General features: G+C 74.4%; 14 protein-coding genes. 6 read left to right on the top strand and 8 right to left on the bottom strand.

The features are described 5' to 3' along the window. Positions 1–82: 82 nt before the first annotated feature. From AB0424_RS05980 to AB0424_RS05970, 3 genes are all read left to right on the top strand, one after another. Complete coding sequence (locus tag AB0424_RS05980; RefSeq protein WP_366302680.1) at positions 83–1,354, top strand: multidrug effflux MFS transporter; 1,272 nt, start codon at positions 83–85, stop codon at positions 1,352–1,354. A 61-nt stretch (positions 1,355–1,415) separates the two neighbouring features. Continuing rightward, entirely contained in the window at positions 1,416–1,868 is a 453-nt protein-coding gene (locus AB0424_RS05975) for a hemerythrin domain-containing protein (protein ID WP_366302536.1), read from the top strand. Between the two features lie 58 nt (positions 1,869–1,926). Then, on the top strand, positions 1,927–2,922 hold the full coding sequence (locus AB0424_RS05970; RefSeq protein ID WP_366302535.1) for a small ribosomal subunit Rsm22 family protein: 996 nt from the start codon (positions 1,927–1,929) through the stop codon (positions 2,920–2,922). Here the strand turns inward: AB0424_RS05970 and ddaH are convergent. Next, positions 2,919–3,749, bottom strand: coding sequence for a dimethylargininase (gene ddaH, locus AB0424_RS05965; protein WP_366302534.1), 831 nt, complete (start codon positions 3,747–3,749; stop codon positions 2,919–2,921). The two genes, AB0424_RS05970 and ddaH, sit on opposite strands and share 4 nt — an antisense overlap. 155 nt (positions 3,750–3,904) lie before the next feature. Here ddaH and AB0424_RS05960 point away from each other — a divergent pair, with 155 nt between their 5' ends. Together AB0424_RS05960 and AB0424_RS05955 are read left to right on the top strand one after the other, a co-directional pair. Further along, positions 3,905–4,537, top strand: coding sequence for a TetR/AcrR family transcriptional regulator (locus AB0424_RS05960; RefSeq protein ID WP_366302533.1), 633 nt, complete (start codon positions 3,905–3,907; stop codon positions 4,535–4,537). Between the two features lie 125 nt (positions 4,538–4,662). Next, a complete protein-coding gene (locus AB0424_RS05955) occupies positions 4,663–5,442 on the top strand; it encodes a bifunctional DNA primase/polymerase (RefSeq protein WP_366302532.1) in 780 nt (259 codons plus the stop codon). A 79-nt stretch (positions 5,443–5,521) separates the two neighbouring features. Here AB0424_RS05955 and AB0424_RS05950 read toward each other — a convergent pair whose 3' ends face one another. The 7 genes from AB0424_RS05950 to AB0424_RS05920 form a co-directional block, all read right to left on the bottom strand. Next, positions 5,522–6,559, bottom strand: a complete 1,038-nt coding sequence (locus AB0424_RS05950; RefSeq protein WP_366302531.1) for a hypothetical protein — start codon at positions 6,557–6,559, stop codon at positions 5,522–5,524. Next, a complete protein-coding gene (efeU, locus tag AB0424_RS05945; protein ID WP_366302530.1) occupies positions 6,516–7,397 on the bottom strand; it encodes an iron uptake transporter permease EfeU in 882 nt (293 codons plus the stop codon). Before efeU ends, AB0424_RS05950 begins: the two co-directional genes overlap by 44 nt. Positions 7,398–7,424: 27 nt before the next feature. Next, positions 7,425–8,696 (bottom strand): iron uptake transporter deferrochelatase/peroxidase subunit, encoded by a 1,272-nt coding sequence (gene efeB / locus AB0424_RS05940; protein ID WP_366302529.1) that lies wholly within the window; start codon positions 8,694–8,696, stop codon positions 7,425–7,427. A gap of 31 nt (positions 8,697–8,727) precedes the next feature. After that, entirely contained in the window at positions 8,728–9,885 is a 1,158-nt protein-coding gene (gene efeO / locus AB0424_RS05935) for an iron uptake system protein EfeO (RefSeq protein ID WP_366302528.1), read from the bottom strand. A 194-nt stretch (positions 9,886–10,079) separates the two neighbouring features. Then, the gene (locus AB0424_RS05930) at positions 10,080–10,955 is read right to left on the bottom strand and encodes a heme ABC transporter ATP-binding protein (RefSeq protein WP_366302527.1); all 876 of its coding nucleotides are present in this window, start codon (positions 10,953–10,955) and stop codon (positions 10,080–10,082) included. After that, the gene (locus tag AB0424_RS05925; RefSeq protein ID WP_366302679.1) at positions 10,952–12,019 is read right to left on the bottom strand and encodes an iron ABC transporter permease; all 1,068 of its coding nucleotides are present in this window, start codon (positions 12,017–12,019) and stop codon (positions 10,952–10,954) included. Before AB0424_RS05925 ends, AB0424_RS05930 begins: the two co-directional genes overlap by 4 nt. Before the next feature lie 53 nt (positions 12,020–12,072). Next, a complete protein-coding gene (locus tag AB0424_RS05920; protein WP_366302526.1) occupies positions 12,073–13,077 on the bottom strand; it encodes an ABC transporter substrate-binding protein in 1,005 nt (334 codons plus the stop codon). A gap of 124 nt (positions 13,078–13,201) precedes the next feature. Here AB0424_RS05920 and AB0424_RS05915 point away from each other — a divergent pair, with 124 nt between their 5' ends. After that, positions 13,202–14,638, top strand: a complete 1,437-nt coding sequence (locus AB0424_RS05915; protein ID WP_366302525.1) for an HtaA domain-containing protein — start codon at positions 13,202–13,204, stop codon at positions 14,636–14,638. The last annotated feature ends 115 nt before the right edge of the window (positions 14,639–14,753 follow it).

The raw sequence follows: 14,753 nt of genomic DNA, 5'->3' as shown, positions 1-14,753 counted from the left end.
TTGCCCACCCGTCCCACAGAGGTCTCGACCATGCCGATCGAGCTGAGAGCATAGGCAAGGATTCAACGAAATGGAGCAGTCGATGCCCGAGAGCGGCCGGACAACAACACAAGGGCACATAACCGAAACCGCCCCCGTCGTCGCCGCCCGGCGCGCGGGGCTGCTCGTCACCCTGGTCCTGGGCGGCCTGACGGCGCTGCCCCCGCTCTCCATGGACATGTACCTCCCGGCCCTTCCGGAGGTCACCGGCGCGCTGCACGCGCCCGCCGCGACCGTCCAGCTCACCCTCACCGCCTGCCTCGCCGGCATGGCCCTCGGGCAGCTGGTCGTCGGCCCCATGAGCGACAAGTGGGGCCGCCGCCGCCCGCTGCTCGTCGGCATGGTCGTGTACGTCCTCGCCACCGCCGCCTGCGCCCTCGCGCCCACCGCCGGACTCCTCATCGGCTGCCGGCTCCTCCAGGGCCTCGCCGGCGCCGCCGGCATCGTCATCGCCCGCGCCGTCGTCCGCGACCTGTACGACGGCGTCGAGATGGCCCGCTTCTTCTCCACCCTGATGCTCATCTCCGGAGCCGCGCCGATCGTCGCCCCGCTCATCGGCGGCCAGATCCTGCGCGTCACCGACTGGCGGGGGGTCTTCCTCGTCCTCACCGCCATCGGCGTCCTGCTCACCGCCGTCGTCTGGCGGTTCCTCGACGAGACGCTGCCGGCCGAGCGCCGTCAGCAGGGCGGTGTGGGCGCGGCCCTGCGCACCATGCGCGGCCTCCTGGCCGACCGGGTCTTCGCCGGGTACATGCTGGCCGGCGGGTTCGGCTTCGCCGCCCTCTTCGCGTACATCTCCGCCTCCCCGTTCGTGGTCCAGGAGATCTACGGCGCCTCGCCCCAGACCTTCAGCCTGCTCTTCGGCCTCAACTCCATCGGTCTCGTCGCCCTCGGCCAGGTCAACGGCAAGCTCCTCGTCGGCCGCGTCCGCCTCGACAAGGTGCTCGGAATCGGCCTCGGGACGATCCTCGTCGCCTCGACCGCGCTGCTCCTGATGACCGCCGGAGCCTTCGGGGAGGTCGGCCTGTTCCCGATCGCCGCCGGGCTCTTCGTCCTGATGTCGGCGATGGGCCTCGCCCTGCCGAACACCAACGCCCTGGCGCTGATGCGCACCCCGCACGCCGCCGGTTCGGCCTCCGCCCTGCTCGGCACCTCCTCCTTCCTCGTCGGCGCGGTCGCCTCGCCGCTCGTCGGCGTCGCGGGCGAGCACACCGCCGTCCCCATGGCCGTCGTCCAGGTCTGCTGCGCCGTCCTCGCCCTCACCTGCTTCCTCGGACTCTGCCGCCCCTGGCGGAACCCCCGGGCGGACGTCTAGTCGGCCGGGCGGGCGGTGTGGCACCGGCCGCCCGGGCGCCCGTGATGTGACGATCTGCGGCATGTGTCACTACTGCGGCTGCCGTGAGATCCCCCTGATCAAGGAGTTCATCGCCGAGCACGAGGCGGTGACCGACGTCGCCGGGGACGCCGTGCGCGCGCTCGACTCGGGCGACCACGAGCGGGCGCGGGAGCTCGTGGAGCGGATGGCCGTGCTGCTGCTCGACCACTGGGCCGGCGAGGAGCGCGGCCTGTTCGCCGTGATGCGCGAGAACCCGGAGTACACGGCGTACGTCGACGCCCTCGCCCGCGAGCACCGGGAGCTCGCCGCCTTCCTGGCCGGACTCGACCTCGCCTCCGAGGCCCGGCGGGCGGAGTTCGTCCGGGCCGTCGACGAACTCCACGACCACATCGCCAAGGAGGAGGACGGCCTCTTCCCGGCCTCCCTGACCGAGCTGACCGGCGAACAGTGGGACCGCTCCATCGACGCCTGGAGGGCGGTCCACGCGCGGTGACCCCGGCGGGCGCGCCGGGCCGGAGGGGACCCTCCGCACCGCCGCCTAGAATGTCGCGGTGAACGCCTCCCCTCCCTCCGCCGAGTCCCTGCGCGCGGCCCTCGCCGGACTCCTCGACGGGCTGCCGCCCAGCCAGGCGGCCAAGGCCGTCGAGCGGCTGATCGCCAACTACCGGGGCACCACCCCGACCGACGCCCCCGTGCTGCGCGACCGCTCCGACGTCGCCGCGTACGCCGCGTACCGGATGCCGGCGACCTTCGAGGCGGTACGGGGCGCGCTGTACGCCCTGCGGGACGCGGCGCCCGACTGGGAGCCGGGGACGCACACCGACGTGGGCGGCGGCACCGGTGCGGCGAGCTGGGCCGTCGCCGAGGCGTGGGCCGACGTGGCGCCGCACACCACCGTCCTGGACTGGGCCGAGCCCGCGCTGGCGCTCGGCCGCGAGCTGGCGGCGGGGACGCTGGACGCAGAGTGGCGCACCGCCCGGATCGGCTCCGCGCTCCGGCTCGCGGACGCGGACCTGGTCACCGTCTCGTACGTGCTCAAGGAGCTGACCGAAGTCGACCGGGCGGCGCTCGTGTCCGAGGCCGCGCGCGCGGCGCAGGCGGTGGTGATCGTCGAGCCCGGCACCCCCGACGGCTACGAGCGGATCATCGCGGCCCGCACCCTGCTCGTCGAGGCCGGCTTCACCGTCGCCGCGCCCTGCCCGCACAGCGGGGCGTGCCCGATCGTGCCGGGCGAGGACTGGTGCCACTTCTCGGCGCGGGTGAGCCGCTCCTCGCTGCACCGCCAGGTCAAGGGCGGCTCGCTGCCCTACGAGGACGAGAAGTACGCCTACGTCGCCGCGACCCGGTTCCCGGTGACGCCCGCGGTCTCCCGGGTCACCCGCAGGCCCCAGATCCGCAAGGGTCAGGTGCTGCTCGACCTGTGCGGCCCCGACGGCCTGGTCCGCGACACGGTCACCAAGCGGCACGGGCCCCTGTACAAGCGGGCCCGTGACGTGGAGTGGGGCGACCCGTGGCCGCCCGAGGCAACCCCCGGGGACACCCCCTAGGGCCGCAGCTCCTGGGTGCAGCACTTCACGCTGCCGCCGCCCTTGAGGAGTTCGCCGAGGTCCATGCCGACCGGTTCGAAGCCGCGGCGGCGCAGCGGCTCGAAGAGGCCCACCGCCGCCTGCGGCAGCAGGACGTGCAGGCCGTCGCTGACCGCGTTGAGCCCGAGGGCCGCCGCGTCCTCCGCGGTGGCGATCAGGGCGTCGGGGAAGAGCCGCGCGAGCACCGCCCGGCTGCCGGGTGAGAAGGCGTCCGGGAAGTACATGACCTCGTCACGGGCGTCGTCCAGGACGCAGAACGCCGTGTCCAGGTGGTAGTAGCGGGGGTCCACCAGCTCCAGGCCGATGACCGGGCGGCCGAAGAACTCCTGCGCCTCGTCGTGGGAGAGCGGGCTGGAGCGGAAGCCGCGGCCGGCGAGGATCCAGGAGGCGGTGACGGCGAAGTCGCCCTCCCCCTCGTTCACGTGCTCCGGCTCCGCCAGGGCGTCGTCCGTCCAGCCGTTCCGGCGGAACCAGGCCAGATGGGCGTCGGCCTCGCGCGCACGCTCCGGATGGGCGAACTTCGCCCCGAGGACCCGGCCGTCGACGACCGTGGCGCCGTTCGCCGCGAAGACCATGTCCGGCAGCGCCGGGTCGGGCTCCAGCAGCTCGACGGTGTGGCCGAGCGAGCGGTAGCGGTCGCGCAGGTCCTCCCACTGGGCGAGGGCGAGCGGCAGGTCGACCGGTTTGGTGGGGTCCATCCAGGGGTTGATGGAGTACGTCACCGAGAAGTGCGCGGGTGGGCACATCAGGTAACGGCGGGGCGAGGACGCGCGCGGAGTGGGGCGCAAAGAGGGCTCCTCACGGACGGGTGGGCGGAAGAACCGAAGATCGGTGGACCCCATGGTCCGCCCTCGGGGCCCTTCGCGCAGTGGACCGTTCGGGTGGTTCGATGCCACCCGACTCGACGAGACGCGACGTCTCGTCCGGCTGCTAGATTGGGGCCATGTCCGAGCCCAGGCCCGCGAAGGCCGCCCCCGACGCCTCCCGCCGCAGCGAACGCTCCCGCCGCGCCATCTTCGACGCCGCCCTCGCCCTCGTCTCCGAGGCCGGCTACGCGAAGACCACCGTCGAGGGCATCGCCGCCCGCGCCGGGGTCGGCAAGCAGACCATCTACCGCTGGTGGCCCTCCAAGGCGGCCGTCCTCCTCGACGCCTTCCTCGACCTCGCCGCCCGCGCCAACGAGGCCCTCGGCGGCGACGCCCGGAGTGAGATCCCCGACACCGGGGACCTCGCCGCCGACCTCCGGTACGTGCTCCGCGCCACCGTCGACGAGATGAACGACCCCGCCTTCGACGCCCCCACCCGCGCCCTCGCCGCCGAGGGGATCGTCGACGCCGACCTCGGCGCCCGCTTCACCGAGGCCCTGCTCGAACCCCAGCTCCAGCTCTACGTCCGCCGCATCGAGGCCGCCCAGGCGGCGGGCGACGCCGACCCGGACGCCGACCCCCGCCTCGCCGTGGAGCTCCTCGTCGGACCCCTCCACCACCGCTGGCTCCACCGCACCCTGCCGCTCACCCACGGCTACGCCGACGCCCTCGTCGACCTGGCCCTGCGCGGTCTCGCGCCGAGGAGCTGACCGGCCGCGACCACCCGCCGGAACCGCCCCCGGGGACCCCGGTTCCGCACTCCGGTCACCCGAGGCGCAGGATGGTGGGACCATGGGCAGAGCCGAACGGGCGAGCATGAGGTGTGAGGGGATAGATGGGCGACGGCATCGGCCGCTACCGCGGCACGGAGAGCAGGCTCGCACAGTGGCTGCGCAGGCGCCCCAAACGCACCGCGGCCGACGACGGGAACGAACGCGAGTCGCTGCTCCTGGCCGCCGCCGCCGCAGGGCTGCCCCTGGCCCCCGCCGCGTCCCCCGTGGGTTACAGCTGCTCCTGTGAGCGGATCGGCTGTCCCACCCCCGCCCGGCACCCCGTCTCCTTCGCCTGGCAGACGCAGTCGACCACCGACCGCGCGCAGATCGAGCGCTGGGCCAGGAACGAGCCCGCGGCGAACTTCGTCACCGCCACCGGCATGGTCCACGACGTCCTCGACGTCCCCTTCGCCGCCGGCCGCGCCGCCTTGGACCGCCTCCTCGCCGAGGGCGTGGAGGTCGGGCCGGTCGCCGAGTCCGCCGACGTCGACACCGTGGGCGGCCGGATGCTCTTCTTCACCGCCACCCGCGGCACCCCCGAGGACGAGGACGAGTGGTGGCCCTGTGAGCTGGACTGCCACCCCGAGACCATGGACGAGCACCCCGGGCTCCGCTGGCACTGCCGCGGCAGCTACGTCCTCGTCCCGCCGGCCCGCCTCCCCGGGGACGAGGACGCCCATCCCGTCGTCGCCTGGGTCCGCGGCCCCGAGCACCCGCTGCCCGACCCGCTGAACCTCCTGGAGACCCTCCAGGACGCCTGCGCGCGTCACGCGGCCGCGCTGGGGGCCGACGGCGACGGCGAGCACACCGCCCACGAGATCGCCTGGCCGCTGACCCGCTGACCTCCGCCGGGAGGCGCGGGCCCGCCGGTGGCGGGCGACTCCCCGGGGAGGCGTCTCGCCGATCACGCCGGGCGGTCTCCTAGGAGCCCTCCGCGGACACCACGCCCTGGAGGCGGCTGAGGAACGAGACGCCGTCGCGGTCCGTGCCCGCCGGCTTCACCAGGACCGCCTGGCTGGAGACCCACTCGCGGGTGACGGTGTTCTTGATCTCGCCGGTCATGAGCGCCTTGACGTCGGCGTTGACCTTGGGCCGGTAGCCCGGCGCCGCGGTCTGCCGCTCGAAGTACCGGGTCGCGAAGAAGACCAGCGCGCCGCCGTCGCGGGTGCGCAGCCCCAGGGGTGCGAAGTCGCCCTGGTCGGTGACCTGGTCGAGGTACTGGGTGGCGAGGCCCGGCCGCTTGGCGGCCTTCTGCCGGTCCGCCCGCCAGCCGGTGGTGTGCGAGCCCGCCGCGAACGGCCCCGGCTGCCCGTCCTTCAGGTAGGAGACGTACCGCCTGCCGAGATCACCGGGCGCGACCGCGAGGGCGTCCGAGTCCGCGGCGACCGGCACCGCGTACCCCTCCTCCTCGGCGAACTCCGGTACCCGGCCGGCGTCGAGGATGCCGAGGTAGGCGACCTCCCACAGCTGCTGCGGTCCGTTGCGCACGAAGACCAGGAGCCAGCGCTGGTCGCCGGCGCCCCCGTCGACGTCCCGGTTGGGGTCGGCGTCCGCGACGAACCAGCGGGGCCAGCCCGCCTTGCGGGGCAGCGTGAACCGGGTGTCCGTCAGCTCCAGGGGCCGGTGGTCCTTGTTGCCGCCGGGCGTGGTGATCGACCGTGCGCGCAGCCCCGCCTGGTTGACCTCGCCGAGCGGACCGGTGACCCGGCCCGCGTCGAGGGCCGGGTCGTACGCCTTGTCGGCGCGGTTGTACGCGGCGGTGAAGTCCGCGACGGCCTGCGCGGCCTCGGCCTTCGTCGCGGGCGGCAGCAGGGCGGTCTCGCCGTGCACCGTCACACAGCCGCTCGCCGTCAGCGTCAGGACGGTCGCCGCCGCCGTCGCCGCGAGCAGCCTCGCCGGTCGTACCGCCGGTCGCTCAACCGGCCGTCTCGGCGCTCGCCGCAGCCTCAGCCTTGTCATCGGTCGCCTTCTGCTTCTTCACCCGCACGGACGGACCCGACCCTATCGGGGCGAGGAACAGCGCGAGCGTCGGGACCAGATACAGCGCCCACACCGTGACCTGAAGGACCGTCGGGTCCGGCTGGAAGTTGAAGACGCCCTTGAGGAGGGTGCCGTACCAGCTGTCCGGGGGGATCGTCGCGGAGATGTCGAACGCCTTGTCCGCGAGGCCGCCGAGGAAGCGCGCCTCCTGCAGGTCGTGCACGCCGTACGCGAGGACGCCCGCCGCCACCACGACCAGCATGCCGCCGGTCCAGGTGAAGAACTTCGCCAGGTTGATCCTCAGCGCGCCCCGGTAGAACAGCCAGCCGAGCAGCACCGCCGTCAGCAGACCGAGCAGCACCCCGGTCAGCGGCGCGTACGTGCCGTCGGACGAGGCCCGCACCGACGCCCAGACGAACAGCGCCGTCTCCAGGCCCTCGCGGCCCACCGCCAGGAAGGCGGTGGCGACCAGCGCGCCCGTGCCCATCTGCAGGGCCGCGTCCAGCTTCCCGTGGAGCTCCGCCTTGAGGTGCCGCGCGGTGCGCCGCATCCAGAAGACCATCCAGGTCACCAGGACCACGGCGACGATGGACAGCGAGCCGCCGAGCAGCTCCTGCGCCTCGAACGTCAGCTCCTGGGAGCCGAACTCCAGGCCGGCGCCGAAGGCCAGGGCGACGCCGACGGCCACGCCGATGCCGATCCAGATCGGCTTCAGCGCGTCCCGCCGGCCGGTCTTCACCAGATAGGCGATGAGGATGCAGACGACCAGGCTGGCCTCGAGGCCCTCGCGCAGGCCGATCAGATAGTTACCGAACACGTCGGTGCTCCTTCTCCGTCAGCTCCGTCAGGAGAACAGCGTCCTGCCCCACCAGTCGTCCTTGTCCCGGACGCCCGGCGGGATCGCGAACAGCGCCGAACCCACGTGCTGGATGTATTCGTTGAGGGCGTCGGACGCCAGTGACGTCTGCACCGGGATGAAGCCGGTGCGGACGTCCTTCTGGTACGCCAGGAAGAACAGGCCGGCCTCCAGACGGCCGAGGCCGTCCGTGCCGTCCGTGAAGGAGTAGCCGCGGCGCAGCAGGGTCGCCCCGTGGTTGCTGTCCGGGTGGGCGAGCCGGACGTGCGCGTCGGGCTTCATCGCCTTGAGGAACGGCTCGTCGTGCTCCTTGGCCTTGCCGACCGGCGCACCCTCGCGCTTGTCGCGCCCGAAGATGTCCTCCTGCTCGGCGAGCGGAGTGCGGTCCCAGGTCTCGACGTTCATGCGGATGCGGCGGGCGACCAGGTAGGAGCCGCCGTCCAGCCAGGCGGCGCCGCCCTCGGCGTCCTTGCCGGAGACCCACACGTGCCGGGCGAGCCGCTCGGTCTCGGTGCCGGCGATGTTGCGGGTGCCGTCCTTGAAGCCGAAGAGGTTGCGCGGGGTCTGGGCGTCCGGGGTCGTCGAGGACGTCTTGCCGAAGCCCAGCTGGGACCAGCGCACCGCGACCTTGCCGAAGCCGATCCGCGCGAGGTTGCGGATGGCGTGGACGGCGACCTGGGGGTCGTCCGCGCATGCCTGCACGCAGATGTCGCCGCCGCTGCGCGCCGGATCCAGGTTGTCGCCCGGGAACCTGGGCAGGTCCACCAGGGCCCCGGGCCGCCTGTCCTTCAGCCCGAAGCGCCCGTCGAAGAGCGAGGGGCCGAAGCCGATGGTGAGGGTGAGACGGGAGGGCTTGAGGCCCAGCGCCTCGCCGGTGTCGTCCGGCGGCGCCTCCGGCAGGCCGCCGTAGGCGCCCTCGCCGACCTCGGCGCCGGCGGTCATCCGCTCGGCCGCCCGCGTCCAGTCCTTGAGGAGCTGCACCAGCTCCTCGCGGTCCTTCGTCTTCACGTCGAAGGAGGCGAAGTGCAGGCGGTCCTGCACGGCGGTGGCGATGCCGGCCTGGTGCGCCCCGTGGAAGGGGACGGCCGCGCCGGTGTCGGCGACGGGGACGGTGGAGTCCCCGTCGCGGGTGAGCACGGCGGCGGCGCCGCCGGCCGCGGCGGCACCGAGCGCGAGCCCGGCTCCGCCCCAGCCGATGACCGTGCGGCGGGAGGGCGCGGCGGCCTCGGCCGCCGGCTGCTCCTGTATCTCCTCGGGCATGTCCCTGTCCCCGTCCCTGCCGATCCGACGACTACTTGACGACCGCGGCGGCGAGCTTGGAGAGCGGCTCGGCGAGCGCGTTGACGCCGTCGGAGAGCTCCTTGCGCTCGGGCTTGCCGACCTTGTCGTACGAGGTGAAGACGTAGCTGCTCTTGTCGGCGCGGTACTTGTCGAGCAGCGTGTTGAGCGCGGCGAACTGCTTGTCCAGCTCGGCGACGAGCTTGGCGTCGTTCTTCGAGGCGACCGGCTTGAGCAGCTCGAAGGACTTCTGCGCGCCCTCGACGTTCGCCTTGAAGTCGACGAGGTCGGTGTGGGAGTAGCGCTCCTCCTCGCCGGTGACCTTGCCGCTGGCGACCTCGTCGAGGAGCTCCTTGGCGCCGTTGGCCATCGAGGTGGGGGTGATCTCGGCCTTGCCGACGCGCTTCACCCAGTCCGCGAGGTCCTCGTCGAGGGTGTCGGCGAGGGTCTTCTCCGCGGCGCCGATCTTCTTGTCCTGCCAGAGGGCCTTCTCCAGGCGGTGCCAGCCGGTCCAGTCCTTGGCGGGGTCCTGGCCCTCCTCCAGGCCGTCCTCGCGGACGTCGACCTTGGGGTCGATGTCGCCGAAGGACTCGGCGACGGGCTCGGTGCGCTCCCAGCCGATGCGGGACTCGGCGTACGCCTTCTTCGCGGCCTCGACGTCACCGGCGCGGACGGCGTCGGTGAAGACCTTCACCTTGGGCAGGGTCGCGTCGGCCTGCGCCTGGACGTACTGGCGGTAGGCGGCGACGGCGGCGTCCATCTCGGGGGAGCGCTTGGCGGTCGCGGCGCCGGCGCCGGCGACCTTGACCGGCTGGCGCAGGCCCGCGCCGGTCATGCCCGGCTTGCAGACGATGGCGTAGTCGCCGGCCTTGATCTCGGCGGTGACGGTGGCCTTGGTGCCGGGGCCGATGTTCTCGCGCTCGGTGACGATCCGGTCGTCCGGGTAGAGGACGTAGACCTCGGTGACCTTGGAGCCGCGGTTCTCGACGGCCAGCTTCACGTGACCGGCCGGGAACTCCTTCTTGGAGACCTCGCAGGAGTCGTCCTTGGCGACGACGGTGATGGTGCCGTCGTCGGCCTTGGCGTCGCTCTTCTCGGTGCAGCCCGTGACGGCGGTCAGAGCGGCCGCGGTCGCGGCGGCGGTGACGACGGAGAGGCGGACTGCTCGCATGAGGGCTCCAGGAACGCGGGGACGTGGGTGAGGCGGACCTAACTTAACCGAGGCTTACCTCAGCCATACCCACCCGTCCAGTGATTCAGCTCTCAGGTCCGGCGGGCCGGACACGGCGGGATCACGGGGTCTCCATGGGGTTCTCATGGCTTGGTCAAGCGCAGGTCAAGCGGGGTGGATTGTCCTGTTTCGGTTTACTCTCCGGTATCCGAACGGGCCCCGGAGCCCGTGCGGGTGGGTACGACGAGGGGGACGCCCGTGCGCGGGTGCGGGAAGACCTCCACCGGCTGCCGGTAGACCCGGCTGAGCAACTCGGCGCCGAGCACCTCCCCGGGAGCGCCGTCCGCCGCGATCCGCCCCTCGTGCAGCACGGCGATCCGGTCCGCGTGCGCGGCGGCGAGCCCGAGGTCGTGCAGCACGAGCACCACCGCGTCCCCGGCCGCCGCGCGCTCCCGGCAGACCCCCAGGACCAGTTCCTGGTGGCGCAGGTCGAGTGCGGCGGTCGGCTCGTCGAGCAGCAGCAGGCCGGTCCGCTGGGCCAGCACGCGGGCCAGTGCGACCCGCGCCCGCTCGCCGCCGGACAGCGCGGAGAACGGCCGCGCGGCGAACTCCGTGACCTCGGTGGCCGCCAGCGCCTCCGCGACCGCGTCGTCGTCCTCGTCCTCCCGCGCGGTCCCCGCCCACGGGGCCCGGCCCATCCGCACCACCTCGGCCACGGGGAAGGGGAAGGAGAGCGCCGCGTCCTGCGGCAGCACCGCGCGGCGCAGGGCGAGTTCGTCGGCCGGCCAGTCGCCGGCCGCCCGTCCGTCGATCCGCACCTCCCCTGCGTCCGGGGCGAGATCGGCGGCGAGGGCGGCGAGCAGGGTCGACTTCCCGGCCCCGTTGGGCCCCACCAGGGCGAGGACCTCCCCGGCCCGCACCTCGACTCGGGCCCCGTCGAGCACCGCCCGGCGGCCCCGGGCGATCGTCACGCCGACGGCCTCGGCGACGAGCGCGCCCGGCGCGGCGGGGGAGGGGAGCGCGCGGGCGCGCCGGTGCGGCAGCAGCCCCCGGAGCCGTACGGATGTCATGCCCAACCACCTTGCTTGCGACGGGTCCTGCGCAGCAGCCAGAAGAAGAAGGGGCTGCCGATGAGGGCGGTGAGGACGCCCAGGGGGAGTTCCGCCGGGGCCGCGGCCGTGCGGGCCGCCAGGTCGCCGGCCGCGAGGACGACGGCTCCGCCCAGCGCGCTGCCCGGCACCAGGAAGCGGTGTCCGGGGCCGTTCGCCATCCGCAGCAGATGCGGCACGAGCAGGCCGACGAAGGTGATGATCCCGGCCACCGCGACCGCGGCCGCGGTCAGCAGCGCCACCACGAGGATCAGGGCGACCCGCAGCCGCTCCACGTCCACGCCCAGATGGCGGGCGGGCCGCTCGCCGAGGGCGAGCAGGTCGAGCCGGCGGGAGTGGAGCGGGGCGACGGCCAGGCCGAGGAGCGCGCAGGGCAGCACCGCGAGGACCTTGGGCCAGGTGGCCTGGGCGAGCGAACCGAGCTGCCAGAAGGTGATCTGGGTGACCTGCGCGTTGTCGGCGAAGAAGAGGAAGAGGCCGATCAGGGCGCCCGCGAAGGCGTTGACCGCGATGCCCGTGAGGATCAGCGTCACCACCTCCGTCCGGCCGCCGGAGCGGGACATCGCGTACACCAGCAGCACCGTCGCCAGGCCGGCGACGAAGGCGCAGACCGTCACCGTCCAGTTCCCGAGGAAGGTCAGGCCGAGCGCGATGGCCCCCACCGCGCCGACGGCCGCGCCCGCCGAGATGCCGATGACGCCGGGTTCGGCGAGCGGATTGCCGAACACGCCCTGCATGAGTGCGCCCGCGCAGCCGAGGGAGGCGCCGACGAGGACGGCGAGGACGACCCGGGGAAGCCGGATGTTCCACAGGACGCTCTCCGCCGTGCGGTCGAGCGCGTGGCCGCCGAGCCCGATCCGGTGCTGCGCGGAGGCGAGGACGTCGCCGAGCGGGATCCCGTACGCCCCGGTCCCGGCGGACACCAGGCAGAGCAGGAGCAGGGCGGCGAGCAGGCCGGCGGTCAGGGTGGCGGCCCGGCCGCGCGCCGGGCGCGGGGGCCGCGCGGGGGTGGGCGGACCGTCCACGGCCGAGGGGGCCGGGGCGTCGCCCCGCGCCTCCCGGGTCTTCGGGGGCGCCGTCACCGTTCCTCCCCGTGGAGCTGGTCGACGAGCGAGGCCAGGACGCGATCGGTGCGCGGGCCGTAGTTGAGGAGCACGCCGTCGTCGACGGTGACGACCCGGCGGGCTGCTCCGGCCGGGGTCTCGGCGACGCCGGGGATCTTCACCAGGCCGTCGATCCCGCCGACGGAGGCGAGGCCCTTGCTCATGACGAGGAGCGCGTCGGGCGCGGCCTGCGCGAGGGCCTCGCTGGTGATCGGGGTGAAGTCCTTCGTCAGACCCGACTCCTTGCCGGCGTCGATCGCGCCGGCCGCCTCCAGCAGCGAGCTCGCGCCGGACTCGGCCCCGCCGAGCAGGTAGACGGCGGCCGATCCGCGGACGTAGAGGAAGGCCACCCGGGGCCTGGCGCCGCCGGCCGGGACGCCCTCGCGGACCGCGGCGATCCGCTCCTGGGTGCGCCGGCGCAGCTCGGTGCCGGAGCCGGGGACGCCGAGGGCGGCGGCCACCGCGTCGATGCGGGCGTCGACGTCGGGGAGTTCCCGCGCGGGCGCCACGACGACGAGCGGGATCCCCGCGTCCCGGATCTGGGCGACGGCCTCCGCCGGTCCGGTGGTGGCCTCGGCCAGGACGAGGGTCGGCCGCAGCGAGAGGACGCTCTCGGCCGAGACGTCGTGGGCCCGGGTCACCACCGGGAGGTCCGCGGCCTGTTCGAAGGTGGCGGTGATGTCCCGGGCGACGACCCGGTCGCCCAGGCCGAGGGTGAAGACGATCTCGCTGAGGGAGCCGCTGAGCGGGACGATCCGCTCCGTGGAGGCGACGGTGACCGTCCGCCCGTCGGCCGAGCGGACGGTGACGGGCAGTCGGGGGGCGGCCGGGGCGGCGAGCGGCTCGACCCGGTCGGGGGCGGCGGCCGTCTTCGCGGCGGGGGCGGCGGCACCGGCTCCGCCCGTACCGCCGCAGCCGGTCGCCGTGAGGGCGAGGGCGAGTGCTGCTGTCAGCGCTCCCACGAGGCGGGTTCTGCGCACCGGACACCGTCCTGTCGTTCGTTCCGTCGTTCGTTCTGCCGTGCCGGCGGCGGTCGGGGTTCCGGCCGGACGGGATGTAGCTTAGGTTAGCCTTACCTTAGTTACTAGCCCTCGGAGGGGCTCCATGCTGCTGTCCAGACCCGCCCGCGCGCTCGCCGTGACCCTGTTCACGGCCCTGCTCGGTGCCCTGCTCCCGGTCTCCGCCGCCCACGCGGAGAGCCGCGCGGTGCAGGGCGGACGGCTCGACTGGGGCATCAAGACCTCCTTCCAGAGCTACGTCACCGGGCCCATCGCCCAGGGCGGTTGGAGCCTCACCGGCGGCGCCGCCACGGTCGGCGGCAGCCAGTTCCGCTTCCACTCCGCGCAGGGCTCCTACGACCCGGCGACCGGCGCCTTCGAGGCCGCCTTCGCGGGCGGCGTCCGCTTCACCGGCCACCGCGCCGCGAACGGCACCCACGCACTCGACCTCACCGTCAGCCGCCCCCGCATCCGCGTCCAGGGCGGACGCGGCACCCTCTACGCCGACATGACGAGCAAGGCCAAGGGCAGCGGGCGGACGACCGTCTCCTCCCAGGTGCCGCTCGCCGCCCTCGACCTCCGCGGCGTCGACATGCGCGGCGGCGGCAGTCCCCTCTCCCTCACCGGCGTGCCCGCCACCCTCACCACGCAGGGAGCCGCCGCCTTCGCCGGCTACTACCGGGCCGGCACCCCGCTCGACCCCGTCAGCCTCACCGTCGACGTCCGCACGCCGAGGAAGACCACCGACACCACCCGCCCCACCGCGTCCGCGACGCCGGGCCCGACGGCCACGGCGAGTCCGTCCGCCGAGCGCGCGCGCACCGACGGCTTCACCACCGCCGCCGTCGACTGGGGCGTCCGCCGCACCTTCCGCGAGTACGTCACCGGCTCCGTCGCCCAGGGCCGTTGGACGCTCGCCGGCGGAGCCCAGGACGGCGGAGCGCTCTTCCGCTTCCCCCGCGGCACGGGCACGTACGACGGGAGGACCGGCACCCTCGACGCGGCCTTCGCCGGCAGCGTCCGCTTCACCGGCGCCCACCTCGACCTCACCATCGCCGGGGTCGCGGTGCGCGTGACCGGCGGCACCGGCACCCTCAGCGCCGACGTCACCGGCGCCGGGACGACCACGAAGGCCGTCCCGCTCGTGACCTTCGCCGCCCCCGGACTCACCCCGGCGAACGGCCTCGCCGCCGTCTCCGAGGCCCCCGCCACCCTCACCGAGGGCGGCGCCCGCGCCTTCGGCGGCATGTACAAGGCGGGGACGGCGATGGACCCGGTCTCGCTCGCGGTCGCCGTCGACGCCGGGGCCCGGCTGCCCGCCCTCCCGGACCTCGGCAGCGAGGCGACGTCCACGCCGCCGGCCACCGCCGCCCCCGAGTCGGCGGCCCCCGCGCCGGCGTCGACGGCCCCCGCGCCGGCCGTCGCCTCGGCCGACTCCTCCGCCGGCACCTGGACCGCCGTCGGCGCCGGGGCCCTGCTCGTCGCCGTCGCCGCGGTCCTTCTCGTCGTACGCCGCCGCCGCTCGGGACCGACCGCGCCCTGACCCCGGCGCGGCCCGCCGGCCTCCCCGACCTCCCCGCCCGGCGTCCCGCCGATCCCACCCGTGCCTCCCGCACCCCCACCCCCGACTTCCCCGCCCGGGCGCGTCCCCCCGCGCC

This window comes from Streptomyces sp. NPDC051180, assembly GCF_040689545.1.
Lineage (GTDB): Bacteria > Actinomycetota > Actinomycetes > Streptomycetales > Streptomycetaceae > Streptomyces.
This window is presented reverse-complemented; position numbering and strand designations above follow the sequence as displayed.